Source organism: Brevundimonas sp. MF30-B, from assembly GCF_004683885.1.
Lineage (GTDB): Bacteria > Pseudomonadota > Alphaproteobacteria > Caulobacterales > Caulobacteraceae > Brevundimonas.
Genome location: NZ_CP038440.1, coordinates 2,029,584 through 2,053,920, shown reverse-complemented (window position 1 = coordinate 2,053,920; position 24,337 = coordinate 2,029,584). Strand labels below are relative to the sequence as shown.

The 24,337-nt window shown below is 67.5% G+C and carries 28 protein-coding genes, 3 tRNA genes and 1 pseudogene; 24 read left to right on the top strand and 8 right to left on the bottom strand.

What is annotated here, in order from left to right; translation table 11 throughout:
• Nucleotides 1–34: 34 nt before the first annotated feature.
• The 3 genes from E4M01_RS10460 to xseA are packed head-to-tail and all read right to left on the bottom strand — an operon-like array spanning nucleotide 35 to nucleotide 2,597.
• Nucleotides 35–889, bottom strand: coding sequence for a M23 family metallopeptidase (locus tag E4M01_RS10460; protein WP_135065059.1), 855 nt, complete (start codon nucleotides 887–889; stop codon nucleotides 35–37).
• Nucleotides 886–1,092 carry a DUF2093 domain-containing protein gene (locus E4M01_RS10455; protein ID WP_135065062.1) on the bottom strand — a complete coding sequence of 69 codons (207 nt, stop codon included), beginning with the start codon at nucleotides 1,090–1,092 and terminating at the stop codon, nucleotides 886–888. Before E4M01_RS10455 ends, E4M01_RS10460 begins: the two co-directional genes overlap by 4 nt.
• A 44-nt stretch (nucleotides 1,093–1,136) precedes the next feature.
• Nucleotides 1,137–2,597 carry an exodeoxyribonuclease VII large subunit gene (xseA, locus tag E4M01_RS10450; protein ID WP_135065065.1) on the bottom strand — a complete coding sequence of 487 codons (1,461 nt, stop codon included), beginning with the start codon at nucleotides 2,595–2,597 and terminating at the stop codon, nucleotides 1,137–1,139.
• Nucleotides 2,598–2,661: 64 nt separating this feature from the next.
• Here xseA and E4M01_RS14335 point away from each other — a divergent pair, with 64 nt between their 5' ends.
• Genes E4M01_RS14335 through purD form a run of 3 tightly spaced genes read left to right on the top strand, consistent with a single transcriptional unit; the run spans nucleotide 2,662 to nucleotide 4,594 of the window.
• Nucleotides 2,662–2,826 carry a hypothetical protein gene (locus E4M01_RS14335; RefSeq protein WP_167765410.1) on the top strand — a complete coding sequence of 55 codons (165 nt, stop codon included), beginning with the start codon at nucleotides 2,662–2,664 and terminating at the stop codon, nucleotides 2,824–2,826.
• 17 nt (nucleotides 2,827–2,843) lie between these two features.
• The gene (locus E4M01_RS10445) at nucleotides 2,844–3,269 is read left to right on the top strand and encodes a PRC-barrel domain-containing protein (RefSeq protein WP_135065068.1); all 426 of its coding nucleotides are present in this window, start codon (nucleotides 2,844–2,846) and stop codon (nucleotides 3,267–3,269) included.
• Nucleotides 3,270–3,316: 47 nt separating this feature from the next.
• Nucleotides 3,317–4,594 (top strand): phosphoribosylamine--glycine ligase, encoded by a 1,278-nt coding sequence (gene purD / locus E4M01_RS10440; protein ID WP_135065071.1) that lies wholly within the window; start codon nucleotides 3,317–3,319, stop codon nucleotides 4,592–4,594.
• A gap of 4 nt (nucleotides 4,595–4,598) precedes the next feature.
• Here the strand turns inward: purD and E4M01_RS10435 are convergent, their stop codons facing one another.
• The gene (locus tag E4M01_RS10435; RefSeq protein WP_135065074.1) at nucleotides 4,599–5,288 is read right to left on the bottom strand and encodes a murein L,D-transpeptidase catalytic domain family protein; all 690 of its coding nucleotides are present in this window, start codon (nucleotides 5,286–5,288) and stop codon (nucleotides 4,599–4,601) included.
• A gap of 122 nt (nucleotides 5,289–5,410) precedes the next feature.
• Here E4M01_RS10435 and E4M01_RS10430 point away from each other — a divergent pair, with 122 nt between their 5' ends.
• Together E4M01_RS10430 and E4M01_RS10425 are read left to right on the top strand one after the other, a co-directional pair.
• Complete coding sequence (locus E4M01_RS10430) at nucleotides 5,411–6,727, top strand: amidohydrolase family protein (protein ID WP_135065077.1); 1,317 nt, start codon at nucleotides 5,411–5,413, stop codon at nucleotides 6,725–6,727.
• Between the two features lie 87 nt (nucleotides 6,728–6,814).
• Nucleotides 6,815–8,794: an acetyl/propionyl/methylcrotonyl-CoA carboxylase subunit alpha gene (locus E4M01_RS10425; protein ID WP_135065080.1), complete on the top strand. Its 1,980-nt coding sequence runs from the start codon at nucleotides 6,815–6,817 to the stop codon at nucleotides 8,792–8,794.
• 64 nt (nucleotides 8,795–8,858) lie between these two features.
• Here the strand turns inward: E4M01_RS10425 and E4M01_RS10420 are convergent, their stop codons facing one another.
• Together E4M01_RS10420 and E4M01_RS10415 are read right to left on the bottom strand one after the other, a co-directional pair.
• Nucleotides 8,859–9,320 (bottom strand): RcnB family protein, encoded by a 462-nt coding sequence (locus E4M01_RS10420; RefSeq protein WP_135065083.1) that lies wholly within the window; start codon nucleotides 9,318–9,320, stop codon nucleotides 8,859–8,861.
• 155 nt (nucleotides 9,321–9,475) lie between these two features.
• Nucleotides 9,476–9,550, bottom strand: a tRNA-Thr gene (locus tag E4M01_RS10415).
• A 98-nt stretch (nucleotides 9,551–9,648) separates the two neighbouring features.
• On the opposite strand from E4M01_RS10415, the gene E4M01_RS10410 reads away from it, so the two are divergent.
• The 15 genes from E4M01_RS10410 to E4M01_RS14695 all read left to right on the top strand — a co-directional run bounded on the left by E4M01_RS10410 (nucleotide 9,649) and on the right by E4M01_RS14695 (nucleotide 18,736).
• Nucleotides 9,649–9,834 carry a hypothetical protein gene (locus tag E4M01_RS10410; RefSeq protein ID WP_135065086.1) on the top strand — a complete coding sequence of 62 codons (186 nt, stop codon included), beginning with the start codon at nucleotides 9,649–9,651 and terminating at the stop codon, nucleotides 9,832–9,834.
• 102 nt (nucleotides 9,835–9,936) lie between these two features.
• A complete protein-coding gene (gene murA / locus E4M01_RS10405) occupies nucleotides 9,937–11,226 on the top strand; it encodes a UDP-N-acetylglucosamine 1-carboxyvinyltransferase (protein WP_135065089.1) in 1,290 nt (429 codons plus the stop codon).
• Nucleotides 11,216–11,701, top strand: a complete 486-nt coding sequence (locus tag E4M01_RS10400) for a DUF2948 family protein (protein WP_135065092.1) — start codon at nucleotides 11,216–11,218, stop codon at nucleotides 11,699–11,701. The genes murA and E4M01_RS10400 overlap by 11 nt, the downstream gene beginning before the upstream one ends.
• A complete protein-coding gene (locus E4M01_RS10395; RefSeq protein WP_135065095.1) occupies nucleotides 11,698–12,162 on the top strand; it encodes a UPF0262 family protein in 465 nt (154 codons plus the stop codon). The genes E4M01_RS10400 and E4M01_RS10395 overlap by 4 nt, the downstream gene beginning before the upstream one ends.
• A 102-nt stretch (nucleotides 12,163–12,264) precedes the next feature.
• Nucleotides 12,265–12,483: a translation initiation factor IF-1 gene (gene infA, locus E4M01_RS10390; protein ID WP_003164348.1), complete on the top strand. Its 219-nt coding sequence runs from the start codon at nucleotides 12,265–12,267 to the stop codon at nucleotides 12,481–12,483.
• A gap of 13 nt (nucleotides 12,484–12,496) precedes the next feature.
• Nucleotides 12,497–13,075: a nucleoside triphosphate pyrophosphatase gene (locus tag E4M01_RS10385; RefSeq protein ID WP_135065098.1), complete on the top strand. Its 579-nt coding sequence runs from the start codon at nucleotides 12,497–12,499 to the stop codon at nucleotides 13,073–13,075.
• A complete protein-coding gene (locus E4M01_RS10380; RefSeq protein WP_135065101.1) occupies nucleotides 13,072–14,079 on the top strand; it encodes a ribonuclease E/G in 1,008 nt (335 codons plus the stop codon). The genes E4M01_RS10385 and E4M01_RS10380 overlap by 4 nt, the downstream gene beginning before the upstream one ends.
• 2 nt (nucleotides 14,080–14,081) lie before the next feature.
• The gene (locus E4M01_RS10375; RefSeq protein ID WP_135065103.1) at nucleotides 14,082–14,258 is read left to right on the top strand and encodes a DNA gyrase inhibitor YacG; all 177 of its coding nucleotides are present in this window, start codon (nucleotides 14,082–14,084) and stop codon (nucleotides 14,256–14,258) included.
• A gap of 63 nt (nucleotides 14,259–14,321) precedes the next feature.
• Nucleotides 14,322–14,397 (top strand) — tRNA-Phe (locus E4M01_RS10370).
• A 407-nt stretch (nucleotides 14,398–14,804) separates the two neighbouring features.
• A complete protein-coding gene (locus E4M01_RS10365; protein ID WP_135065105.1) occupies nucleotides 14,805–15,704 on the top strand; it encodes a MotA/TolQ/ExbB proton channel family protein in 900 nt (299 codons plus the stop codon).
• Nucleotides 15,705–15,709: 5 nt separating this feature from the next.
• Nucleotides 15,710–16,144 (top strand): biopolymer transporter ExbD, encoded by a 435-nt coding sequence (locus E4M01_RS10360; RefSeq protein ID WP_135065108.1) that lies wholly within the window; start codon nucleotides 15,710–15,712, stop codon nucleotides 16,142–16,144.
• 18 nt (nucleotides 16,145–16,162) lie between these two features.
• Entirely contained in the window at nucleotides 16,163–16,879 is a 717-nt protein-coding gene (locus E4M01_RS14650; protein ID WP_135065111.1) for an energy transducer TonB, read from the top strand.
• A gap of 124 nt (nucleotides 16,880–17,003) precedes the next feature.
• A complete protein-coding gene (locus E4M01_RS10350; RefSeq protein WP_135065114.1) occupies nucleotides 17,004–17,762 on the top strand; it encodes a M48 family metallopeptidase in 759 nt (252 codons plus the stop codon).
• 88 nt (nucleotides 17,763–17,850) lie between these two features.
• A tRNA-His gene (locus E4M01_RS10345) sits at nucleotides 17,851–17,927 on the top strand.
• Between the two features lie 20 nt (nucleotides 17,928–17,947).
• Entirely contained in the window at nucleotides 17,948–18,736 is a 789-nt protein-coding gene (locus E4M01_RS14695; RefSeq protein WP_135065117.1) for a methyltransferase domain-containing protein, read from the top strand.
• 370 nt (nucleotides 18,737–19,106) lie between these two features.
• Here E4M01_RS14695 and E4M01_RS10335 read toward each other — a convergent pair.
• Nucleotides 19,107–20,462, bottom strand: a pseudogene (locus E4M01_RS10335) (patatin-like phospholipase family protein); the annotation flags it as partial.
• A gap of 80 nt (nucleotides 20,463–20,542) precedes the next feature.
• Nucleotides 20,543–21,022, bottom strand: a complete 480-nt coding sequence (bamE, locus tag E4M01_RS10330; protein ID WP_135065120.1) for an outer membrane protein assembly factor BamE — start codon at nucleotides 21,020–21,022, stop codon at nucleotides 20,543–20,545.
• A gap of 85 nt (nucleotides 21,023–21,107) precedes the next feature.
• Between bamE and E4M01_RS10325 the strand changes: the two genes are divergently transcribed.
• From E4M01_RS10325 to E4M01_RS10310, 4 genes are all read left to right on the top strand, one after another.
• Nucleotides 21,108–21,647, top strand: a complete 540-nt coding sequence (locus E4M01_RS10325) for a ubiquinol-cytochrome C chaperone family protein (protein WP_245158299.1) — start codon at nucleotides 21,108–21,110, stop codon at nucleotides 21,645–21,647.
• Nucleotides 21,644–22,162 (top strand): DUF177 domain-containing protein, encoded by a 519-nt coding sequence (locus E4M01_RS10320; protein WP_135065123.1) that lies wholly within the window; start codon nucleotides 21,644–21,646, stop codon nucleotides 22,160–22,162. Before E4M01_RS10325 ends, E4M01_RS10320 begins: the two co-directional genes overlap by 4 nt.
• 97 nt (nucleotides 22,163–22,259) lie before the next feature.
• Nucleotides 22,260–23,333, top strand: a complete 1,074-nt coding sequence (gene plsX / locus E4M01_RS10315) for a phosphate acyltransferase PlsX (protein ID WP_371682922.1) — start codon at nucleotides 22,260–22,262, stop codon at nucleotides 23,331–23,333.
• The gene (locus E4M01_RS10310) at nucleotides 23,330–24,307 is read left to right on the top strand and encodes a beta-ketoacyl-ACP synthase III (protein ID WP_135065126.1); all 978 of its coding nucleotides are present in this window, start codon (nucleotides 23,330–23,332) and stop codon (nucleotides 24,305–24,307) included. The genes plsX and E4M01_RS10310 overlap by 4 nt, the downstream gene beginning before the upstream one ends.
• Nucleotides 24,308–24,337: the final 30 nt, after the last annotated feature.

The window sequence follows — 24,337 nt, the reverse complement described above, 5'->3', positions numbered from 1 at the left end:
GCTGTTCAGCCTAGGATGCTAGCGCCGCGCCGGGTCAGCGTCCATCGGCGTTCGCGCTTGAAGCAGGCTTGGTGAAACCCACCATCAGCGAGGGGTCCAGATTGCGGTCGCGCCACTTCATCCTCCAGCAGAGGTGCGGTCCTGTTGCACGTCCTGTGGAGCCCACACGTCCGATTTGCTGTCCGCGACGAACGTCCTGACCTTCGAAGATCTCGATGGCCGACTGATGAAGATAGGCGGTGATGAGGCCCTGGCCATGGTCGATCAGCGTCAGGCCGCCCTCCAGGTGAAGGTCGGTCCGCGCCAGGACCACGCGCCCGTCCGCCGGCGCCAGGACGGGCGCGCCTTCCGGTGCGGCCAAGTCGACGCCGTAGTGCGGCCGCGCCGCCATGCCGTTGAGAATCCGTTGGGCGCCCCAGGGACTGCTGATTCTGAACGCTGCAAGAGGCCAATCGAACCCGTCCACGAAAGCATCGATCGGCGCCTGACTTGCGAAGGCGCGCGCTTTCAGGGCGGCCTCTTGGGCGATGCGCTCGACCAGCGCAGGGTCGTTCGGGGCCACCGTGTCCGCCGGAAGGCCGTCGATGCGCGTCTGCAGGAAGTCCGCCCTGGCGATTTCGAGCGTACGGATCGTGCGGCGCGCGCCCGCGCCGACCTGCAGCTTGGCCGTCGGCGGAGCGTCGCGATCAAAGCCGACGACGAACATGCCGCGCGGCGATGCGCGACCCACCGGGGCGTCGTCGAGATCGATCGGCGCATCCGGCCAGGTGCGGCCGAGGGCGAAGCCGCCTTGACGCAACTGGCCGCTCAGTTCCAGCCCGTCGGCGCGCGCCGGCGAGGCGGCCAGCGCCGCCGCGGCAGCGAAAAGCGCGCGGCGCGTGAGGATCACGGGCGGGCGCCGCCCAGACGCTGCGCCGCTTCCGCTGGGCCGGCGTAGGCTTCTTGGCGCTGAGCGCTCCAATAGCGCAGAGCTTCCAACGGGATGCGCTGCTCACTCACGCCGCAGCGGACGAAGGCGCCGGGCTTGAGGACGACGAATTCTCCGTCGCCGTAGTGCAGATGGGCTTCCGTCAGGTCGTCGAGAGCGGTCATGAGGTCAGCCTGGCGCCGGATTGATGGAAAGGACGGCGCGTAGCCTAGAACAGGTCGCCCTGGCTGTCAGGCGCTGGCGGGCGCGGCCTGGGCGATGGACGCGGCCGCCCAGCCATGGGCTCGCCGTTGATGGTCGCCGCCTTCGCGCCGTCCGGGAAGGTCAGCCGAACGGCTTGTCCGGGCGTTAGATCGGCGGCGCGCGTGACCCAACGTCCCTCGCCGTCCTCGACCCGTGCGAATCCGGGCTTGGGGCGGGCGGGATCGAGGCTGGCCAGAGCGCGCGCCAAGGCCGCCAAGCGGTCCCGATCACGTGCGAGACGGCGCTCGACGGCCGGATGAAAGCGGGGCTCGAGACCGGCCAGCCGGTCGCCCCGGCGCTCGATCGCGCGGTCGAGCAGGCCCCGGCCGAGCCGGCCGCCAACCGCTGCCAGTTGACGTTCATGGACCGCCACGTTGCGCTGCAGTCCGGAGCCGAGACGGCTGGCCGCGTGATCCAACCGTTGCTGCGGCAGCGCCAGCAGATCGTCGGGGCGCGCCGGCAGTCCGCGCGCGGCTGCCCGAAGGCGCGTGCGGCGGTCGTCCACCAGCCGCATGGCCCCGCGCTCCAAGCGTTGGCTGAGGTCGCCCAACGCCCAGCGCAGATCCGCGAGCACTGGGGTGGACAATTCGGCTGCGCCAGTGGGCGTCGGCGCCCGCCGATCGGATACGAAATCGATCAGGGTCGTGTCCGTCTCGTGACCCACTGCCGAGATGATCGGAATGGAGGCCGCCGCTACGGTGCGGGCCAAGCCTTCGTCGTTGAAGCACCACAGGTCTTCGACCGATCCGCCGCCCCGGGCGACGATCAGCAGGTCGGGCCGCGGGATCGGCCCATCCGACCTCATGGCGTCGAAGCCGCGAATGGCGTTGCTGACCTGACCGCACGCGGCGTCGCCCTGAACCACCACCGGCCAGACGATGACGCGGCACGGCCAGCGCTCCGCGATGCGGTGCAGGATGTCGCGGATCACTGCGCCGGTCGGGCTGGTGATCACGCCGATCACGGACGGGAAGGCGGGCAGGGGCTTCTTCCGCTTCGGCTCGAACAGGCCTTCCTCTCGCAGCCGCGCCTTCAGTCGTTCCAGCTGTGCCAGAAGGGCGCCGGCGCCGGCGGCCTCCATGCTTTCGATTACGATCTGATAGGACGACCGCGCGGGATAGGAGGTGATCTTGCCGGTGACGATGACTTCCAGGCCGGGCTCGGGCTGAACGCCCAGCCCGCGCGCGACGCCTTTCCAGACCACGCCGTCGATGCAGGCCTTATCGTCCTTGAGCGTCAGATAGACATGGCCTGAGGCATGTCGGTTCACCTTGGAGATTTCGCCGCGCAGCCGCACGTGACCGAACCGGTCCTCCAGCGTGCGCTTCAGCGCCATGGCGAGGTCCGAGATGGACAGCGGCGGATTGTTGTCACGCAAGGGCGGCGGCTGGGCCGGAGCTTCGAAGACGTAGGAGTCGTCGGTCATTGCCGCACACTAGCCTGCGACAGCTTATCCGGGAACGGCTTGCCCTGCGCGTCGTTCAGCGGCCATGTCTCCTGTCGATCCTCCCCAAACCGATCCTGTCGACCGCGACCCCCGAGAGACGGACCTCTCGAGACGCAGCAACAATCCGGCCGTCAGCCCCTGGCTGGTCGTCGGCTTGGTGCTGCTGCTGGGCGCCTTCGTCTACATCGCTTCGGCCTACTTCACCTGAAACTGGAAGGACTATTTATGAACCGCTTGATTTTGCCTGTGGCTGCATCGCTTGGCCTGGCCCTGGCCGCGTGCGGCGACAACACCACTGACGACGTGGTTCAGGCGCCGGCGGAGGGCGCTGCGCCCGCGCCCGTTACAGAGAATCGCGCGGCGACCGCCGCCACCCAGACCGCCGTCGCCCTCGGCATGACGCGCAGTCAGTTGGAGGACGCCGACCTGTTCGCGGCCGACCGAACCAAGCTGGGAGAGGTCGAGAGCATCGTGTTGAATCCGGCGGGCGAGGCGACCCATCTCGTGATCGACCTGGAGAACTCGGACCTCGATGTCATGGTGCCGATCGATCAGGTCCGCTCCATCAACTATCAGGGCGACGTCGACGTGACTACCGATCTCACCATGGCTCAACTGCAGGCCCTCCCGCCTTTCCAACCCGCGAACTGACGTCTGTCGGCTTGACCGGTCCGAAAGGGCCGGTCATTGCCGGGAGCATGAACATTCTGCTTGTCGGATCTGGCGGACGCGAGCACGCGCTTGCCTGGAAGATCGCGCAATCACCCTTGGTGAGCCGTTTGGTGATCGCGCCCGGCAATCCCGGGATGGAGCCGCTGGGCGAACTTCGGGCCGTCAAAGCCGACGATGTGGAAGGTTTGGTCGCGCTTGCGCGTGAAATCGGGTCCGATCTCGTTGTCGTCGGACCGGAGGCGGCTCTTGCGGCCGGTCTGGCTGACCGGCTGTCCGAGGCCGGGGTGCCGTGTTTTGGACCATCCGCCCAGGCGGCGCGCCTGGAGACGTCTAAGGCGTTCGCCAAGGCTTTTCTCGAGCGTCACGACATCCCCACCGCCGGCTATGGCGTGTATGAAACGGCGCGAGAGGCGCGCGAAGCGCTTTCAGCCTTCAAGGCCCCCTATGTGATAAAGGCCGATGGCTTGGCCGCAGGCAAAGGCGTCGCCATCAGTCCCGACCGCAAGGACGCAGAGGCCGAGATCGAACGCATGCTCGGCGGCCGCTTCGGTCAGGCCGGTGCACGCGTGGTCATCGAAGAGTTCATGGAGGGCGAGGAAGGCTCACTGTTCGCCCTGTCCGACGGCAGGCAGGCGCTTCTGCTGGGCGGGGCCCAAGACCACAAGCGCGCCTTCGACGGCGATGTGGGGCCCAATACGGGCGGCATGGGCGCCTATTCGCCCGCGCCCGTCTTCACCCCCGAACTGGTCAAGCGAGCCGACGCCCAGATCGTACAGCCGACCATCCGCGCCATGGCCGCGGAGGGCGCACCCTATCGCGGCGTGCTGTACGCAGGGCTGATGGCCACTGAAGACGGCCCAAAGGTCGTTGAGTTCAACGCCCGCTTTGGCGATCCGGAATGCCAGGTGCTGATGATGCGGCTTGCGGATGACATCGTCCCGGTGCTGCTGGCCTGCGCGCGCGGCGACGTGTCGACCGTCCCCGCGCCCGGCTTCAAGCCGCAGACGGCCATCTGCGTCGTCATGGCCGCCAAGGGCTATCCGGACAGCCCGCTGGAAGGTTCGATTATTCGCGGCGCCGAGCAGGATTTCGGGCCGCACGTCCAAGTTTTCCATGCTGGAACAAAGCGCCGCCCAGACGGGCTGCTGGCGGCGGCGGGCGGGCGGGTTCTCAATGTCTGCGCCCTGGGGGACGACGTGGCTCAGGCCCGAGAGCGGGCCTATGCGGCTGTCCGCCAGATCGACTGGCCAGGGGGATTCTGCCGCACCGATATCGGTTGGCGAGCGCTGAACCGCGAGAGCTGAAGGCTCAGGTCATCGCATAAAGCAGTCGGCCCTCGCCCATGCGTTCTCGCAGGGCAGGGAGATCGGCGTGAGCGACCGAGAAGCAACCGTAGGATCGGCCCAGCTTGCCTTCGCGCGCCAGGAAGTCCGGGTCCGCATAGTCGGCGCCGTGGATGATGATGGCCCGTTCGCGCGCCCGGTCGTTGGAGTACTCCAGCCCGTCCAGCAGCACGTTCGGTCCCTGCTGCGGCCCCCAGGACGGTCCCGCCGTGGCGTAGGCGCCGATCGAAGACATGTGCGAATCCGGCGTGTTTGAGAAACGCTGGGCGAAGCCGGAATGGCGCGGGTCTGATCCCCGGCCATGCGAAGTGCGCAGGGCGACGACCTTGCCGCTGAAAAGATCGACTTCGTACAGCCTTTCCTCGCCCGAGAATTTCTGGAAATCGACCAGATACATCCGGTCGCGCAGCGGCAGACGGCGGTGATGGGCGTCCAGCGCGGTCATGGCGCGCTCCATGAGGTCTTTGCGGACCAGGCCGCCGGCGTCCAGCGGCGGCGTGCCGATCATCGGCGTCTCGAGCGGGGGCAGCGGATCAAGCGCGGCGGTCTGCAGGTTCAGCGGTCTCGCCGCCGGCGGCGCAACGGTCGCCGCCGAAGCGCAACCCGATAGAAGGGCGGAGCCCCCCAGGATCAAACCCCGTCTCGAAAGCCGCATCCGACGCCCTCGTCTGGTTGGTGAAGGCGGGGTTGTTTCAAAAGGTTACGGCGGGAGCAACCTGAGCCTTGGCGAAAACGCCCCAGCGGCTATGGTCGTGACAGGGATACGGGAGACGCACGATGAAACGATTGGCTGCGACGCTGGCCGCGGCGTTGATGCTGGCTGGGACAATGGGCGCCGCGCAAACGCCCGCACCATCGGCAACAAGCGCCCAGAGCGACGTGACCTACATCCACGCGGGCCGTCTGTTGGCCGACCCGGCGAACGGCGTCGTGCTACGAGATAAAACTCTCGTGATCCAAGGGAACCGGATTGTCGAAATCCGAGACGGCTTCGTTGGCGAGGGCAGGATCGTCGATCTGCGTGACTCCTTCGTCCTGCCGGGGCTGATAGACAGCCACGTTCACATCACCAGCGAACAGAACCCCAACGGCCGGCTGCAGGCGGTAACGCTGAGCTCGGCGGATCGGGCCATGATGGGCGCAGGCTTCGCGATGAAGACTCTGCGGGCCGGCTTCACCACCGTCGCCGATTTGGGCGGCTCCAATGAAGCGGTCTTCGCCCTGCGCGACGCCATTCGGCGCGGCGACGTCGCCGGGCCGCGGATCCTGGCCGCGGGATCATCGGTGTCGGTGCATGGCGGGCACGGCGACGCCAACGGGTACCGCGAGGACATCCTGCACGTGCTGTCGTCCGAGAGCATCTGTTCGGGTGCCGAGGACTGCCGCCGCGCTGTGCGCACCCAGGTGCGGGCCGGCGCCGACATCATCAAGATCACGGCGACAGGCGGCGTGCTGTCCAACACCGCCGCCGGTCTGAACCAGCAGTTCACCGAGGACGAGTTGGCCTCCATCGTCGAGGTCGCTCACCGCATGGGCCGCCAGGTCACGGCGCACGCGCATGGCGCGGACGGCATCAACGCCTTCCTGAAGGCAGGCGGCGATTCGATCGAGCACGGCACCTATCTGGACGATGAATCGATCCGCCTGTTCCGACAGAACAACGCCTGGCTGGTGCCCACCCTGCTGGCCGGCGACTTCGTGGCCCGCGTCGCCTCCGGGCCCGACAATTTCTTCACCCCGGCCCAGACGGCCAAGGCGTTGGAGGCCGGACCCAAGATGCTCGACATGGCCGCGCGCGCCCATCGTGGCGGCGTGCGGATCGCGTTCGGCACGGACACCGGCGTCTCGGCCCACGGCGACAACGCCCAGGAGTTCGCCCTGCTGGTTCGCGCCGGTCTGACGCCGTTGCAGGCCATCCAGGCCGCGACCGTCGGCGCCGCCGAGCACCTGCGCATTCAGGAAGAGGCGGGCCGCATCGCGCCGGGCATGCCGGCCGACGTGATCGCCGTGCGCGGCGACCCGCTGAACGACGTCACCGAACTCGAGCGCGTGCGCTTCGTCATGCGAGCAGGCCAAGTGCACCGTCGCGATTGATCTGCGGGGGTTTGCCAAGCGCGGGCCGCCCGGTCTAAGCCCGGCCGGACATCGTCGTCCGCCAAGAGACGGCCGCCAGGGACCGAAATGTTCAAGAAGATCCTGATCGCCAACCGCGGCGAGATCGCCGTTCGCATCATCAAGACCTGCCGCCGCATGGGCATCGCCACGGTCCAGGTCTATTCCGAGGCCGACGCCGGCTCGCTGGCCGTCGAAATGGCCGACGAGGCGGTGCTCATCGGGCCGGCGCCGGCGGCGCAGTCCTACCTGCTGGCGGACAAGATCGTGGAGGCCGTGCGTCAGACGGGCGCCGAGGCCGTGCACCCTGGCTTCGGCTTCCTGTCGGAGAACGCGGGGTTCGCGCGGCGCCTGCGTGACGAGGGGATCGCCTTCATCGGGCCAAACCCTGAGGCGATCGACGCCATGGGCGACAAGATCACCTCCAAGAAGTTCGCGGCCGAGGCGGGCGTTTCGACCGTGCCGGGCCATATGGGCCTGATCGAATCGACAGAGGAGGCGGTGAAGATCGCCCGCCAGATCGGCTATCCGGTCATGATCAAGGCCTCGGCCGGCGGCGGCGGCAAGGGCATCCGCGTGGCCCACGGCGACGACGACATGGCCGAAGGCTTCGCCGCCGTGAAGGCCGAGGCGCTGAACGCCTTCGGCGACGACCGGGTCTTTCTGGAAAAGTTCATCATTGATCCGCGCCATATCGAGATCCAGGTGCTGGGCGACAAGCACGGCAATGTCGTGCACCTGTTCGAGCGCGAATGCTCGATCCAGCGCCGCAATCAGAAGGTCATCGAGGAGGCGCCGTCGCCCCTGCTGGACGAGGCGACCCGCAACGCCATGGGCGCCCAGGCCGTCGCCCTGGCCCAGGCGGTCAACTACGACTCGGCCGGCACGGTCGAGTTCGTCGCCGGCCAGGACAAGAGCTTCTTCTTCCTTGAGATGAACACCCGCCTCCAGGTCGAGCATCCGGTGACCGAGATGATCACCGGCGTCGATCTCGTGGAACAGATGATCCGCTCGGCCTGGGGCGAGCAGCTGGCGTTCAAGCAAGACGACCTGTCGATCAACGGCTGGGCCATCGAGAGCCGCATCTACGCCGAGGACCCGTACCGCGGCTTCCTGCCGTCCATCGGCCGCCTGGTCCGCTACGAGCAGCCCGAGGAAGGCGGCCAGGGCGACTACACCGTCCGCAATGACTCTGGCGTCCGTGAGGGCGACGAGATCAGCATGTTCTACGACCCCATGATCGCCAAGCTGTGCGCCTGGGGAGAGACGCGCGAGGCGGCGGTGGCTGGCATGGCGCGCGCGCTTGAGGACACCCACCTGGCGGGCGTGGGACATAATGTGCCTTTCCTCGCGGCGGTGATGGACCAGCCGCGTTTCCAATCCGGCAAGCTGTCGACCAGCTATATCAAGGACGAGTTCCCCGACGGCTTCCACGGCCTGACGCCCAGCGTCGATCAGCAGCATCTGATGATCGCCACCGCCATGGCGATGAACGAGATCCTGACCGACCAGACCGGGGATCCCAGCGACCGCACCGACTGGGTCGCCCTGATCGACCGCGCCCCGCACGGCGTCAGCCTGTCCTATGACGAGGACGAGGCGCTGCTGTTGTCCTTCACGGGCGGCGGCGTGGTGCGGCTGTCCGAAATCGACTGGCGGCCGGGCCTGGCGCAGTTCCGCGCCGAGATCGACGGCGAACCCTTCACCGCCGAGGTGAAGCGCGCGGCGGACGGCTTTGACATCCGCCATCGAGCGGCGAGGGCGCGTGTCAGGGTGCTGACCCCGCGCGTGGCCGAGTTCTTCGCCCGCTTGCCCGAGAAGCAGGCCGCCGACACTTCCAAGCTGGTCTTGAGCCCCATGCCCGGCCTGGTCGTCGCCATCCCAGTGGCCGTTGGCCAGGAGGTCAAGACCGGCGAGACGGTCGCGATCATCGAGGCCATGAAGATGCAGAACATCCTCAAGGCCGAGCGCGACGGGGTGGTCAAGTCTGTCTCGGCCGCCGCCGGCGACCCGGTCGCGGCCGATGATGTGCTGGTCGAGTTCGCCTAGGCCGTGATCAAGCCGAAGAGCGCCCCAGGACGGAAATCCCGGGGCGCTGGCTGGCGACTGAGCCTTAGTTGAAGAGGCCGGCGATGACGGCGGTGATCAAGCCCGTGGCGACGGCCGTGAGCACCACGTCGTTGCCGCTGCGGACGTACTGATAGCCGCGAGGCGGGGCCCGCAGGCCGTAGCGGTTGTAGTCGTTCACCACATAGGCGCTGCTGCGGTAGACGACCGGCATGCGCTGGCCATAGCTCCAACTGCGAACCTGATGCCCGCGCGGGGCGACGTAGCGAGGCGCCGAATAGCGGCGTTGAGCCTGCTGCCAGCGGCCGTACGCGGCCGGAGGCGCATAGCGGGCTTGCGGCGGGGGCGCGTGGCGCACGTGGGGCGGCGGGCCGCGGCGGACATGCTTCTGGGCGTGAGGCGGGGCGGCGTGGGGGCCCCGGTGCTGAGCGGCGGCGGCCGAGGCGGCGCCGAGGGTGGATGCGGCCATAACAGCGGCCAGGGCGGAGGTGACGATCTTGCGGTTCATGGCGGTTCCTTTCGATCCATGAAGCCACAGTAGAAGGCCGGGACTGAGCCCTGCCTGAACCGCACGTTGCAGAATCAATTCAGCTTCCCGCCGCATCGGCGCCTCAATCGCCAAACGAAAAAGGCCCGGCATTGGAGCCGGGCCTTCGTCGTAAATGGTGCCGCCGGGCAGGATTGAACTGCCGACCTCAGCCTTACCAAGGATGCGCTCTACCACTGAGCTACGGCGGCGAAATCTGAGGAAGCGGCCGTATAGCCAAACCCTTGGCGGGGGCCAAGCCCTAAAAGGGCGCTTGCCCAGAATCTTTGAAGCGGCGCATCATTGTTTCATGAGCAAGCCAGAAGCGCCCGAACAGCACACTCCGACGGCTGAGGCTGATCGGCCTGCGCATACGCCCGAACAGCGGGCCAAGCTGGACCGCGCAGCCAGGTTGGCCTCAGCGCTTCGCGACAACTTGCGCCGCCGCAAGGCCGCCGCCCGAACGCCGTCGGACGCGGACAAGCGCCGCAACTGAATGTCATCCGGCGCAGCACGGGCGGGCTTTCGCCCTGGCCACGCGGCTTGCTAGATAGCCGATCCGCCGAGGCCTTTCGCCTTGGCCGCGTTCAGGAACGACATGGACCGCATCGCCATCCAGGGCGGCGCCACGCTTCACGGTGAAATCCCGGTCAGCGGCGCCAAGAACTCCGCCATCAAGCTGATGGCCGCTTCGATCCTGACCGATCAGCCCCTGCGGCTGACCAATATGCCGCGTCTGGCCGACACCCGCTTCCTGGGCCAGCTGCTGCGCCAGTTCGGCATCGAGGTGACCGAGACCGACGGTCCCGACGGGCAGGAGACCCTATTCGACGCGCGCGACATCCGTTCGACCTTCGCCCCATACGAACTGGTCCGTCAGATGCGGGCCTCCTTCAATGTGCTGGGGCCGCTGTTGGGCCGCACGGGCCACGCGAAGGTCTCCCTGCCGGGCGGCTGCACCATCGGCGCGCGGCCGGTCGATCTGCATCTGATGGCCCTGTCGGCCATGGGCGCCTCCATCGAACTGGAGGAGGGCTACGTCTCGGCCCATGCGCCCAAGGGGCTGCGCGGGGCGGAGATCGAGTTTCCGTTCGTCTCGGTCGGGGCGACCGAGCACGCCCTGCTGGCCGCCGTCCTGGCGCGCGGCACGACGGTGCTGAAGCGCGCGGCGCGCGAGCCCGAGATCGGCGACCTGGCCCGCTGCCTGATCGCCATGGGCGCCAGGATCGAGGGGCTGGACACCGACCAGCTGGTGATCGAGGGCGTGACCTCGCTGAACGGCGCGGACTGGGCCGTGATCCCCGATCGAATCGAGATGGGCAGCTACGCTGTCGCCGCCGCCATGGCGGGCGGCGAGGTGCGCCTGACCAAGGGCCGCGCCGATCTGATTCAGACCCTGACCGACAAGATGGTCGAGGCCGGCGTGGAGGTGACGCCGACCGACGACGGCGTCATCGTCAAGCGCGATCCCAAACAGCGGCTCAAGGCTGTCGATGTGACGACTGAAATCTATCCCGGCTTCGCCACCGACCTGCAGGCCCAGTTCATGGCCCTGATGACGACCGCCGAGGGCGAGAGCGTCATCAACGAGACCATCTTCGAGAACCGCTTCATGCACGCCCCCGAACTGGCGCGCCTGGGCGCCGACATCAGCGTCCACGCCGGCGAGGCGCGGGTGCAGGGCGTCGAGACGCTGACGGGGGCGCCGGTGATGGCCACCGATCTGCGCGCCTCGGTCTGTCTGGTGATCGCCGGGCTGGTCGCCGAGGGTCAGACGGTGGTGGACCGGGTCTATCACCTGGACCGCGGCTTCGAGCGGCTGGAAGACAAGCTCGGCGCGTGCGGCGCCCAGGTCACGCGGCTGAAGGGGGAGGGCGATGAGCACTGATCTGGACGCCGCCCCGATCGAAGCCGAGCCCGACAAGACGGCGCAGCCGCTGGAGCGCCTGCGTCTGCTCGCCGAGGACGCCGCCGATCTTCAGATCATTTCGGCCGCGCTTCAGGACGCCATCCTGCGGCCGGTGGACATCAAATGGGAGCGGTCAGCCCGCACCCTGACCCTGGCCCTGTCGCGCTTCTGCTGGGAATGCGGCGGCACGCGGGTCATGGCGGCCATGCAGTTTGGCGACGTTCAAGGCGTGCAGAGCCGCCGCCTGCCGCGTCAGCCCGACACGGCGCTGGAGTTGCTGGCGATCGATTTCGAGCCGGGCGAGGCGCCGGGCGGGCGCGTCCTTCTGATGTTCGCCGGCGGCGGCGACCTGAAGATCGACGTGGAGTGCCTGGACGCGGTGCTGGCCGACTTGTCTGATCCCTGGCCGGCCAAGGTCGAGCCCGCGCACGACGACGAGCTGATCGCCCCATGAGCGACCATCGCCTGACCACCGTCGACCTGGACGCCCAGTCCCTGCCGGCCGCCAACGCCGAGATCGAGCACGATCGGCGCGTGGCCATCTTCGACCTGGTCGAGAAGAACAGCTTCCACCCTGTCGGCGCCGAGCGTGGGCCTTACCGGCTGAAACTGTCGTCGCAGGACAATAGGCTGGCCTTCGACATCGAGGGGCCGGACTTCGCCCGCACCTATGTGCTGTCGATGTCGCCGCTGAAGGCCGTCATTCGAGACTACCAGCTTATCTGCGACAGCTATTACGAGGCGCTGCGCGGCTCATCGCCCAGCCAGATCGAGTCGGTCGACATGGGTCGGCGCGGCCTGCACAACGAAGGGGCCGAGGCGCTGACCGCGCGACTGGACGGCAAGGTCGCCATCGATCACGAGACCGCACGCCGCCTCTTCACTCTGGTCAGCGCCCTGCATCGACGCGGCTGATCTCGACTAGCGACGCGTTTTCGGGCATTAGGCGCCTTCCTGAAGGCCCCGCCCACGCCCGGCGCGGGCCTGAATCCGTTTCAACTGGGCGTGAGAGGCCGCATGGCTAAGGAAGAACTTCTCGAGTTCCCGGGCGTCGTAAGCGAACTGCTGCCCAACGCCACGTTCCGCGTGACGCTGGAAAACGACCACGAGATCATCGCTCACACCGCCGGCAAGATGCGCAAGAACCGCATCCGCGTGCTGGCCGGCGACAAGGTTCTGGTCGAGATGACGCCCTACGACCTGACCAAGGGCCGCATCACCTATCGCTTCAAGTAAGGACGGGCTCGCCGTGAGCCTTCCTGAACTGGTGCTGGCCTCGGCCAGCCCGCGCCGCATCGAATTGCTGGCGCAACTGGGCGTGACGCCCGACCGCATCGACCCCGCCGACATTGACGAGACGCCGCTGAAAGGCGAGACGCCGCCGCGTCTGGCCGAGCGCCTGGCCCGCTCCAAAGCCGAAGTGGTCGCCACACGCGCGCCTGAGGCGCTGGTGCTGGCCGCCGACACCGTGGTGGCCGTTGGCCGCCGCCTTCTGGAAAAGGCCGCTGACGAAGCGGACGCCGCGCGCTTCCTGCGCCTTCTGTCGGGTCGCAATCACCGCGTCTTCACCGGCGTCGCGCTGGCGCGGCGCGAAGCGATCACGACCCGGGTGGTCGAGACGCGGGTGTCCTTCAAGACTTTGTCCGAGGCCGAGATCGCCGCCTATGTCGCCACCGGCGACTGGCGGGGAAAAGCGGGGGCCTACGGCATCCAGGGGCCGGCGGGCGCCTTTGTGCGCCGCATTGTGGGCAGCCATCCCGCGGTGATGGGTTTGCCGCTGTACGAAACCGCCAATCTTCTGACCGGGGCCGGCTGGCGCGCGTCGTGAGCGGGCTGGAGGTCTTCCTGGACGATACGCCGGGAGAGACGCGCGGCGTCGTGATGCGCGACGGCTTGGCGCACCACCTCATTATTCATAGAGACGACGACGAGCCCCGGCATCGCCTGGGCGCCCGAGTGGTCGGCCGCGTCGCGCGGGTTGAGGCGGCTTTCGGCGCCGCCTTCGTCGATATGGGTTGCGGCGAGCCGTTCGGTTTCCTGCCGCTGTCCGGCGGCGCGCCCGTGCGCGAGGGCGATCGGGTGCAGGTCGAGGTCACGGCCGAGCGTCGCGACGGCAAGGGCCCGGCTCTGCGCCGCCTGGGGGCGGGTGAGGGCGATCCACGTCTGATCTCGGAAGGGCCGGGAGTGGTCGAGATCCTGGCCGAGCTGGCGCCGGGCGTTGCGCCGGTCGAGGGCGCGCCGGCCATCGAGGCTGTCTGGGCGGCTGAGGAAGAAGCGCTAGAGGTCCGGCATCTGTTCAACAGCGTTGGCGTCGACCTGGCGCTTGAGCGGACCCGCGCACTTGTGGCGGTGGACATCGATCATGCGGGCCAGGCGGGGCGAGACCCCAAACAGGCCCGAGCGCGCGCCAATCGCGAAGGGCTGCGCCAGGCGGCGCGGCTCATTCGTTTGAAGAGCTGGGGCGGTCTGGTGGCCATCGATCTGGTGGGAACGAGGGTTAACCCCGAACACGCGTTGACCGACGTCCGCGCCGCCTTCGATCAGCCGCATGCGGCCTATGGTCCCGTCAGCCGCTTCGGCCTGGCCCAATTGAGCCTGCCCTGGCGACGCCAGCCCATAGAAGCTCGGCTCCGGGGCGGGGAAGCGGTGGCAGTCGCGCGGTCGTTGCGCCAGGCCCTGCTGACTCGAACCCAGGCGCCGCGTCTGGTCGCGCGATGCGCTCCAGACCTGGCGGCCGCCGTCGGCCCCCTTGCCGCGCGGCTTGGTCCCCGCGCGGGGACGGTGGTCGACCCGACCTTCGCGGCCGGCCGCTATGAAATAAAGGAGACTTGATCATGGTCCAGTCGACGGGTCTCTGCCCGATCTGTCGTAAGAATCCGACGGCCGACGCTTACAAGCCTTTCTGTTCGAAGCGCTGCGCCGACCTGGATCTGCAGCGCTGGCTGACGGGCGGATATGTCCTGCCGGGAGGTCCGGACGATGTGCCCCCGGACAATGATGAAGAAGGCTGATCGAGGCGCTGGACAGCCCCCAACGGCTCGCCTATAGACGCCGCTCTCGCGCAGCAGCGCCGGGCCTGAGTAGCTCAGTTGGTAGAGCAGCGGATTGAAAATCCGCGTGTCGGTGGTTCGAATCCGCCCTCAGGCACCACCTTCTTTTCCTTGCAGAAAGAAAATCGCCGCGGCGCCGGGGCCTCGCCGAACGCTCGTGCACGGGCGATCATGAAATTGTCTTGTTCTCTGGTCATTTGTTGCGCGTGACGCGACGGTAATCCTTGGGGCGAAAAGCGGCCTTGCGCTCTTGACGCTCTGGTAAGGGTTCGCCAAAGGAGCTTGACCGCTTTCCTCACAAGGGAGGTCGCATGCCCCTCGACGGTCTTTCGAGATCTTCACGGGCGTCCTGATCGACGGATTTCCTTTCGGCGTCCGTGGAGAAGGGTAGGTGTCGAACGCGCAGGCCCATGGCCGAGGCGGCGGCGAAATTTCATTGAGGGACGGCCATTCCGGTCCGTCTCTTGGGTTTCATGAGTCAGACCAAAAAGCAGGAACTGGCGAGCAATGCTGATTAGCAAGAAGACGAACATCCTCCTGGCCATGGCCGGCGCCGCCGTGCTGATGGCTGGCGCGCCAGCCCTGGCCCAGGAAGCCGCGGCTCCGGCCGCCGCTCCGGCCGCCACGGCCCCCGCCGCTCCGGCCGCCGACGCCGCCGCTACCCCGGCCGCAACGCCTGAAGATCCCGCTTCGCTGACCGAGTCCGTCGGCGGCGGTCACGGCAACCTCACCCCCATCACCATGTTCATGATCGCCCACCCGGTCGTGAAGGTGGTCATGATCGGCCTGGTCCTGGCTTCGGTCTTCTCGTGGACCATCCTCCTGATCAAGCTGCTTGAGTTCGGCGCTCTCAACAAGAAGACGGACCGCTTCCTGGAAGCCTTCCGGGGCGCTCGCACCGTGGCCGACATGCGCCGCGTGGCCACGTCGGAAGAGTTCGACGGCAACCCGCTGGCCGACATGGCCGCAGCGGCGACCGAAGAAATCGAACTGTCGCGTCAGGCCGGCCTGTCCATCACGGGCGACCACCGCGACACCGCTCTGCTGCGCACCCAGACCGCCGTCTCGGCCGTGCAGTCGTCGGTCGCCAGCCGCCTGTCGGGCGGTCAGCAGTTCCTGGCCTCGGTCGGTTCGGGCGCGCCGTTCATCGGTCTGTTCGGCACCGTCTACGGCATCATGAACTCCTTCATCGGCATCGCCGAGTCGAACACCACCAACCTGGCCGTCGTCGCCCCCGGCATCGCCGAGGCTCTGCTGGCCACCGGCATCGGTCTGTTCGCGGCCATTCCGGCGGTCATGTTCTACAACTACTTCAACACCCGCATCGCGGCGTACGGTGTGCGGTCGGACGGTTTCAGCGCCGAACTGATCAACGGCATCTCGCGTCAACTCGACAAGGGAGCGTAAGCTAGATGGGCGCCAAACTCTCCGGTTCGGGGGGTGGCAAGTACGCCATCGAGCAGAACAGCGAGATCAACGTCACGCCTTTCGTGGACGTGATGCTCGTCCTGCTCATCATCTTCATGGTGGCGGCTCCGCTCGCCACCGTGTCGGTGCCCATCGAACTCCCGCGTGCAGTCGCACCGCCGGCGCAGAATCCGCCCACGCCGGTCTTCATCTCGATCCAGAATGACGGCGACGTTTACGTCGGCGACTTCCGGAGCAGCGTGGGGACCCTGGGCCAGGACCTGACCGACCAGATCGGTCGGCGCAATCCGGCGGACGAACGCATCTTCATCCGCGCTGACCGCACGACGCGTTACGGTGACTTCATGCAGGTCATGAATGCGTTGCAGGACAACGGTTTCTATTCCGTCGCCCTGGTCGGCGAAGACCAGTCTTCGTAAGGGGCAAAGGCATAAAGCATGACAGCTGAAACCCACGCCCACCGCGATCCGATTCTGGATCCGCCCAAGAAGAAGAAAAAGCTTTCTACGGGCGCCATTGTCGGCATCGCCGTCTCGGCGGCGGTTCACATCGCGGCCGGGGTCTGGCTCTACAAGTCCAAGTTCGAGTTGCAGCCGTTCGAGTATACGGATGAAGCCGTCGACGTGGAGTTGATCGAGCCGGCTCCGCCTCCGCCTCCGCCGCCGCCTCCGCCGCCGCCGCCGCCTACGGATCAACCGCCGCCGCCTAAGCTTCAGGTTCGGCCGCCGGTGATCCAGCCAACGGCCCCGCCGCCGCCGGTGACGTTGCCGATCGAGCCGACGAAGAAGGAAGACCGAGTCGAGTATCAGGGTCCGCCCGTAATCGTCCCCGGTCCGCCGCCTCCGCCGGCCCCGCCGGCGCCGCCGCGTCCGCCCGTTGTCACGGGTGTGCAGTGGCAGCGTCAGCCTCGTCCTGAGTTTCCGCAGCGAGCTCAGGATCGGGGTATCGAAGGTGGTACGGTGACCCTGCTTTGCCGCGTCCAACCGAATGGCTCCGCCTCCAACTGCACGGTTGAGTCGGAGTCGCCTACGGGTGCAGGATTCGGCCAGGCCGCCATCGCGTCCATGCGCTCGGCGCGTTTTGCACCGAGCACTGTCGATGGCGTCGCTCAAGGCGGGCAAGCGAGGTTCAATATCCGCTTCCAGCTGAACTGAGTTCATTCAGCCAAGATTGGGGAACGCCTCGGACTTCGGTCCGGGGCGTTTTTCATTGCGCGGTGCGGTGGAGCTTCGAGCACTGATGTGCGTTCAAGCCTGTCCACGTCCAACGGAGGTCTGCATGTCCGTCGCCGCCCGATTTCGTCCATTTGCCGTCGCCGCCGTGGCGGCGTCGCTTGGCCTGAGCGCCTGCGCCTATAATGAAACCCTGGGACGGAACCAGTTCCTGATCGCCGACGAATCCAGTCTGGCCGCTCAGGCGGACGCGGCTTGGCAAGAGGCGCTGCGGACCCAGAACGTCGTCTCTACGCCGGCGCTGAACGAACGTGTTCGGCGGGTCGGCGGTCGGATCGTGCAGGCGGCGAATCTCGGCGATCGCGCCTGGGACTATGCGGTCTTCGAAAGCGCCAGCCCCAACGCCTTCGTCCTGCCGAACGCCAAGATCGGCGTGACGACGGGCCTGCTGAACCTCGTACGCAATGACGACCAACTGGCCGCCGTGCTGGGCCACGAGGTCGGCCACGTCGTCGCGCGTCATGCCGTCGAACGCTATTCCAGCACGGCGCTGGCCAGCGTAGGCCTGCAGGCCGCTCAGGGCGTGGCCGGCAACCGCGCGGAAGCGGTCGGCGCGCTGGGCAGCCTGGGCGCGCAGTACGGCGTGCTGCTGCCCTTCTCCCGCCGCGACGAGCTCGAGGCCGACCGCCTGGGCGTGGACTATATGGCGGCCGCCGGCTTCCGCCCGTCCGAAGCCGTTGCTCTGTGGCGGATCATGTCGGAACAGCGTCAGGGCGCGACGCCGCAGTTCGCCTCGACGCACCCGTCGGACCAGACCCGCATCTCGGCCCTGGAGCAGTATATCGCCAGCCGCGGCTGGAGCTGAGGAAATCGTCGGCGCCGCCGCTGCGCCCGCTTGATCGCGGCGATGGGGAAAGCTAGAGAAGCCGCCTTGCGCGGGTTCGCCCGCCTGTGCCGCCTTAGCTCAGTTGGTTAGAGCGCCGGTTTGTGGAGCCGGAGGTCCTCAGTTCAAGCCTGAGAGGCGGTACCATCTTCCCTCAAGAGGACGGCATGACCGATCCACGCTGGGATCCTGGACAATATAGCCGGTTCGAGGTCGAGCGCGATCGCGCGGTGCTCGATCTGATGTTGCGTCTGCCGCCCGACCTATCGCCGCGCGAGATTTGGGACCTGGGTTGCGGGACGGGCCAGCATGCCGCCATCTTGCGCCGGCGCCATCCCGAGGCGAGCGTCCACGGCCTGGATTCCAGCATCGACATGCTGGAACAGGCGCGCGCCGCCGATCCGCTGATCGACTGGCGCCAGGGCGATATCGCCGATTGGACCCCCGAGACGCCGCCGGACCTGATCCTGGCCAACGCCTCGCTGCAATGGCTGCCCGATCACCAAACCCTGCTGTCGCGTCTGGCGGGATCGCTGGCTCCCGGCGGTGTCCTGGCCGTGCAGATGCCAATGGCCTTCGAGACGCGGCATCACTCCATCCTCCGCGCCGTCGCGGCCGAGGGGCCCTGGGCGTCGACGACCGCGCCCGTGCGTCCGCTTCAGCCCCTCCTGACGATGCAGCAGACGTACGACCTGCTGTCGTCCGTCTGCGACGAGATCGATCTGTGGAGCACCACCTATCTCCACGTCCTGACGGGAGAAGACGCCGTCCTGGAATGGATGAAGGGAACGGCGCTGAGGCCCTATCTCACGATCCTTGAGGCGACGGCGTGGACCGAAGCCTTCCTTTCGACGCTCGCCTCGCGGCTTTCCGATGCGTTTGAGCAGCGGGCGGACGGGACGACCCTGTTGCCGTTTCCGCGTCTGTTTCTGATCGCGCGACGTCGTCGGTCGTGAGCGGGTCGATCGCGCGTTGCAGGCGCCCTATAGGGCGGTCCGTTTCGTCGAGCGCCTTCTGGGCGGCGGCATAGCCGGCGGCCACGGGGATGTCGTAGGCCTTCCAGTCGCGGATATCCATGCCCTCCGGCGTGGGCAGTATCAGCAGGTCCGTGAGGGCGCGCGACTTTTCGAGATCCGCATCCGTGGTGATCGTGGCCGCCCGCATCAGGATCGAGACAATGGGCGGCCCGCGTTTCCACGCCCCCGACGCAATCCAGCGCCACCAGGACGGAGGATTCTCCAGGGCATGCGCGTCGACGCCTCTGGCCTGACTCATGTCCACGCCGATGAGGGGGCCGGGATTCATCTGCCGCATGACGTCGGCCGGAAAGTTGTTCAGCACGGCGCCGTCGACGAGGACCTGACCATCTCGGACCACCGGCGGCATGACTCCCGGAATGGCGATTGAGGCCCGCATGGCGTGACGCAGCAAGCCTCGGCGATGGATATCCAATCGGCCTGTGGTGAGGTTGGAGGAGACCGCGAAGAACGGCAGCGGCATGTCGGAGATATCGATGTCGCCATATGTCTGGCGCAGAAGCCGCGCGACTTTGCCGGCCCGGGTCATGGCGATCATCGGAAAGGCCAGATCCGAAAGCGGGTCCGATTGCACGAAGGCGGCGCGGATGCGGGCCTCCAACTCTTCGTCCGACCATCCCAGGGCCGGGCCGGCGGCGATGACCGCCCCCATCGATGATCCGCCGAGGAAGTCGAGGGGGATCCCAGCTTCCCGCAAGGCCTTGATCGCACCGATATGGGCGTAGGCGCGGGCGCCGCCGCCGGACAGGACCAGGCCGACCGCCGAGCCCGTCACGACCCGGGCCATCCGCTCGACATCGGCGGCGGACGTCTCGGTCGCCTGAAACCATCGGCCAGGGTTGAGGGCATCGATCCAGATGCGTGTGTTGGCGGGTCGCGACATGCGCGGGTCACGCAGCAGGATCAGATCCGTGCGGTGGTGCGTCAGTCCCGCACCGGGGCCATGAGGCAGAATCGCAGGCGGAGCCAGAAGGGCGCTGCCGACAATGAAGAGCCGGTCGACCTGGCGAGCGCACAATGCCGCCCAAGCCGGTTCGTCAGACTCGGCGACGTAAAGAACATAGTCGTGAGCATGCTCGATTCGCGAAAACCAATCGGCGGCTGACGAGAGCGCCGAATGGTCCACGACCTGGCAGGTTCGACCCTCGGCCTTGATGGCGGCGGCCAGACGTTCGACGAAGGCCCTGATGGGCCGAGGCCGCGCCGAAACGAAGCCGAACACGCTGGGCTCGCCGCCGCTGGCGGCCTTATCCCGAGCGCGACGGATCATCAGGCGTGCAAGTTCGACCATGACTTCCGGCGCCGAACGGGCGGCGTCAAAGAAGGCGTCGCGCGGAACGGCCACGATCTCGCTGTCGCGCAGCGCTGCGACGGTGGCGGTATGGGCCGTCCCGGCTATCAGCGCCATCTCGCCGGTCGGTTCTCCGGGCCGGATCACTCCGATCAGGCGCAGGTCCTGCTCGCCTTCGGACTGGAACACGCCCAAACGGCCGGACCGCAGGAGATACAGCGTGTCTGCTTCCGCCCCTGCCGCAAACAGCACTTCGCCGGCCGTGAGGGCGAACCAGCTGGCGCGATCCGCCAGCGGCCCCTCGAAGAGGCGAGCCAGCGCGGCGTCCAGCCTTTCGGAGCTAGGAGATGTCATCGCGCGGACTATGGCCGATTCGGGCCAGAAGCGCGTGACGGCGGTTCAGGATGTTTGAGCCACCCCTGTCGCTATGGTTGTCAGTCCGGGCGGCGCTGACCCGGCAAGTCCTCATCCGTTCGCGGCAGCTGGCCGCGGCCGACGTTGCCGAGCAACTGTTCGAGGATCGTCAGCGATCGGCCTCTCGTCGGCGTCTCGCGACTGTTCATCGCAATGTCACGACCATCGTCCAGGCCAAGGGTTCTGACGGCGGCGACCTGCCCGGAGGCCTTGTCGAACGTAACCTCCGTCACGCTGCGCTGGGTCACCTGGGGCAGGTTGTAGGTGTATTTCTCGGTCACCTGGCCAATGTAGTACCAGACCGCGTCCGGCTCGAAGGTCGAGGTGGTCGACGGCGACCCAAGCTTGGCCAGCACCGTTTCCTTGGTGTCCGTGCCGACCACCAGATCCTGAGGCTTGACGTCGATCGCCTGGAAGCCGTTGACCCCGATCACAGGCGCGCAGGCCGAGGTTAGGGCGGCGGCTGACGCTATGGCGGCGAGGATAGAAATGCGGGGCATGGGCGAGGGCCTGTGCGTGAACAAGGTCTTTGACCTAACCGGATGGGCGTCCTAGTTCAACGGCGCGGCGGAAAAGGGGCCGCTTATGATGCTCAAAAGACTGTTCCGCACCCGTGATCGCGCACGGCCCCAGGCTCTCTACGCCGCCGCGGCCGCCCAGGCGCGCACGCCGGCCTTCTATACCGACCTGGGCGTCGAGGATCGGATCGACGCGCGGTTCGAGCTCTACACCCTGCACGTGCTGCTGCTGATCCTGCGTCTGCGCGACGAGGAGGGGGCGCGCGCGACCGAAGGGGCGGAGACGGCGCAGGACCTGTTCGACGTCTACGTCTCCGCGCTAGACCATACCCTTCGCGAACTGGGCGTCGGCGACGTCGTCGTCGGGAAGAAGATGCGCAAGCTGGGCGAGTCGCTCTACGGCCGCATGACCGCCTATGAGACGCCGCTGCGCGCCGGTGATGCGCCCGCTCTGGAGCAGGCGATCGCGCGCAACGTCTATGAGGCCGAGACGGCGCCCGGCGCCGCGGCTCTGGCGCGCTACACCCTGGCCAGTCGTGCGGCCCTCGGCGGCCAGACCCTGCCCGAAGTCTTCAAGGCGCCCGCCTGGGCGACGGTGGCCCAATGACCGCGCCCCTGGCCTATAGCGAACCCGTGCGGATGAACCAGGTCGGCACGGGCCTGGCCCGCCGGCTCGTGCCCGACGCCGCGACGCGTCAGCGGATCGCGCGCGCGCTGGACATGGCGTCGCTGGACGCCTTCGCCGTCGACCTGGAGCTGAAGCCGGTCGGCCAGGGCTGGCGTTTGACCGGTCACATCGCGGCCACCGGGGCCCAGACCTGCGGCATCACGCTGGAGCCGCTGCCCCTCACCATCGCCGACGACTTCTCCATCGCCCTGATGGAAGGCGCGCCCGACGAGGACGGCGAGATCGATGTCGATCTGGACGATGATTCGCCCGACCTGATCGAGGACGGCCGCATCGACCTGGGTCAGTATGCGGTCGAGCAGCTGGCCCTGCGGCTGGACCCGTTCCCGCGCAAGCCAGGGGCGGAGTTCGTCCAGCCCCCCGAACCGGTCGAAATTTCGCCTTTCGCGGCCCTCAAGGCGTTGAAGCCGCGCGGAGACGCCGGCGAAGGTTGACCTTGCGTCGGCCCGGTTGCATCCCCGCCCTGCGGCGTTATCGTCGCACCATGACTGGAAGCGCCGCACCAGACGGCGCGCTGGAGCCCTTTTGGCCTTGCCATCCGACACCGTAATCTCGCTCGACGCCATGGGCGGCGACCACGGCCCGCCTGTCGTCCTGGGCGGTGTGCGCGACTATCTGCGCCAGAACGACTGCACTGGTCTGACTTTCCTGATTCACGGCGACGAGGTCGCAGTTCGCGCTGAAATCGTGCGGCTGCGTCTGGACGACGCGCCGATCCGGATCAGGCACGCGGAAAAAGTCATCGCCAGCGACGAGAAGCCGGCCCAGGCCATGCGGCGCGGCAAGGGCTCCAGCCTGTGGAACGCCATCGAGTCGGTGAAGACGGGCGAGGCCTCGGCCGCCGTATCGGCTGGAAACACCGGGGCGCTGATGGCGATATCCAAGCTGATACTGCGCATGTCGGCCCCTGGCCTGGAGCGCCCTGCCATCGTTGCGTCCTGGCCCACGCTGAGAGGTCACACGGCGGTGCTGGACGTCGGCGCCAACGTCGGCAGCGACGCCGAGCAGCTGATCGAGTTCGCCATCATGGGCGAGGCTTTCCAGTCCGCCGTGCATGGCGTGGCGCGCCCGACCGTCGGTCTGCTGAACATCGGCTCGGAAGATATCAAGGGCCATGACGAGGTTCGCGAGGCCCATGGCATATTGCGCAGCGGCGCTGTCGATTTGGACTATCACGGCTTCGTCGAGGGCGACGATATCGCCAAGGGCACGGTGGACGTTGTCGTCACCGACGGCTTCACCGGCAATATCGCCCTCAAGACCGCAGAAGGTACGGCGCGCTTCATTTCGACTTTGCTGAAGGAAGCGCTGGGATCGGGCCTGCAGTCCAAGCTGGGCGCTCTCATCGCCCTGCCGGCCCTGCGCCAAATGAGCCGCCGCATCGACCCCAACGCCATCAACGGCGGCCCGCTGCTGGGTCTGAACGGCATCGTCGTGAAAAGCCATGGCGGGGCCACGCCGCAGGGCTTCGCCTCGGCCATCCGCGTGGCCGTCAATCTGGCGCGCAGCGATTACACCGCCAAGGTGGCGGCCAATCTGAAGCGGCTCGACGCCGTCTTCGACCATTCCGAGGGCGACAAGCCCGCCGGGGAGACTGTTCAGTGAGCGTCATCCGCAGCGCCGTCACCGGCGTCGGTTCCTATCTGCCCGAACAGGTCGTGACCAACGCCGACCTGGCCAAGATCGTCGACACCACCGACGAATGGATCGTCGAACGCACCGGCATTCGTCAGCGCCATAAGGCCCGCGACGACGAGCCGACCAGCGACCTGGCCGTCGAGGCCGCCCGCCGCGCCCTGCTGCAGGCCGGGCGCGAGGCGTCCGAGGTCGACCTGATCGTGGTCGCCACCACCACGCCGGACATGACCTTTCCCGCCACCGCCTCGATCGTCCAGCGCAAGCTGGGCTGCGGTGTCGGCATCGCCTTTGATGTCCAGGCGGTCTGCTCGGGCTTCGTCTATGCGCTGAGCGTCGCCGACGGATTCGTGGCGCGGGGGCTGGCGAAATGCGCCCTGGTCATCGGCGCCGAGGAGATGACCCGGTTGATGGACTGGACCGATCGGACGACTTGCGTCCTGTTCGGCGACGGCGCCGGCGCCTTTGTGGTTGAGCCGCGCGAAGGGCAGGGCGCCAAGACGGACCAGGGGCTGCTCGGATTCGCCCTGCGCTGCGACGGCGCCAAGACCGACTTGCTCTACGTCGACGGCGGTCCCGCTACGACGGGCACGGTCGGCCATCTGCGCATGGCCGGCAACCAGGTCTTCCGCCACGCCGTGGTCAACATCGCCGAGGCTATCACGGCGGCGGCCCAGGCTTCGGGCATCGAGATCGCCGACGTCGACTGGTTCGTGCCTCACCAGGCCAACCAGCGCATCATCAAGGGCGTGGGCGATCGTCTGGGTCTGGACGAGAACAAGGTGATCTCGACGGTCGCCATCCACGCCAACACCTCGGCCGCCTCGATTCCGCTGGCCATGGACGCCGCCATGAAGGATGGACGCATCAAGAAGGGCGATCTCGTGCTGCTGGAAGCCATGGGCGGTGGCCTGACCTGGGGCGCCTGCGCCCTGCGCCTCTAGCGCGTTTCAGGCATAAACCCATTTCACCCC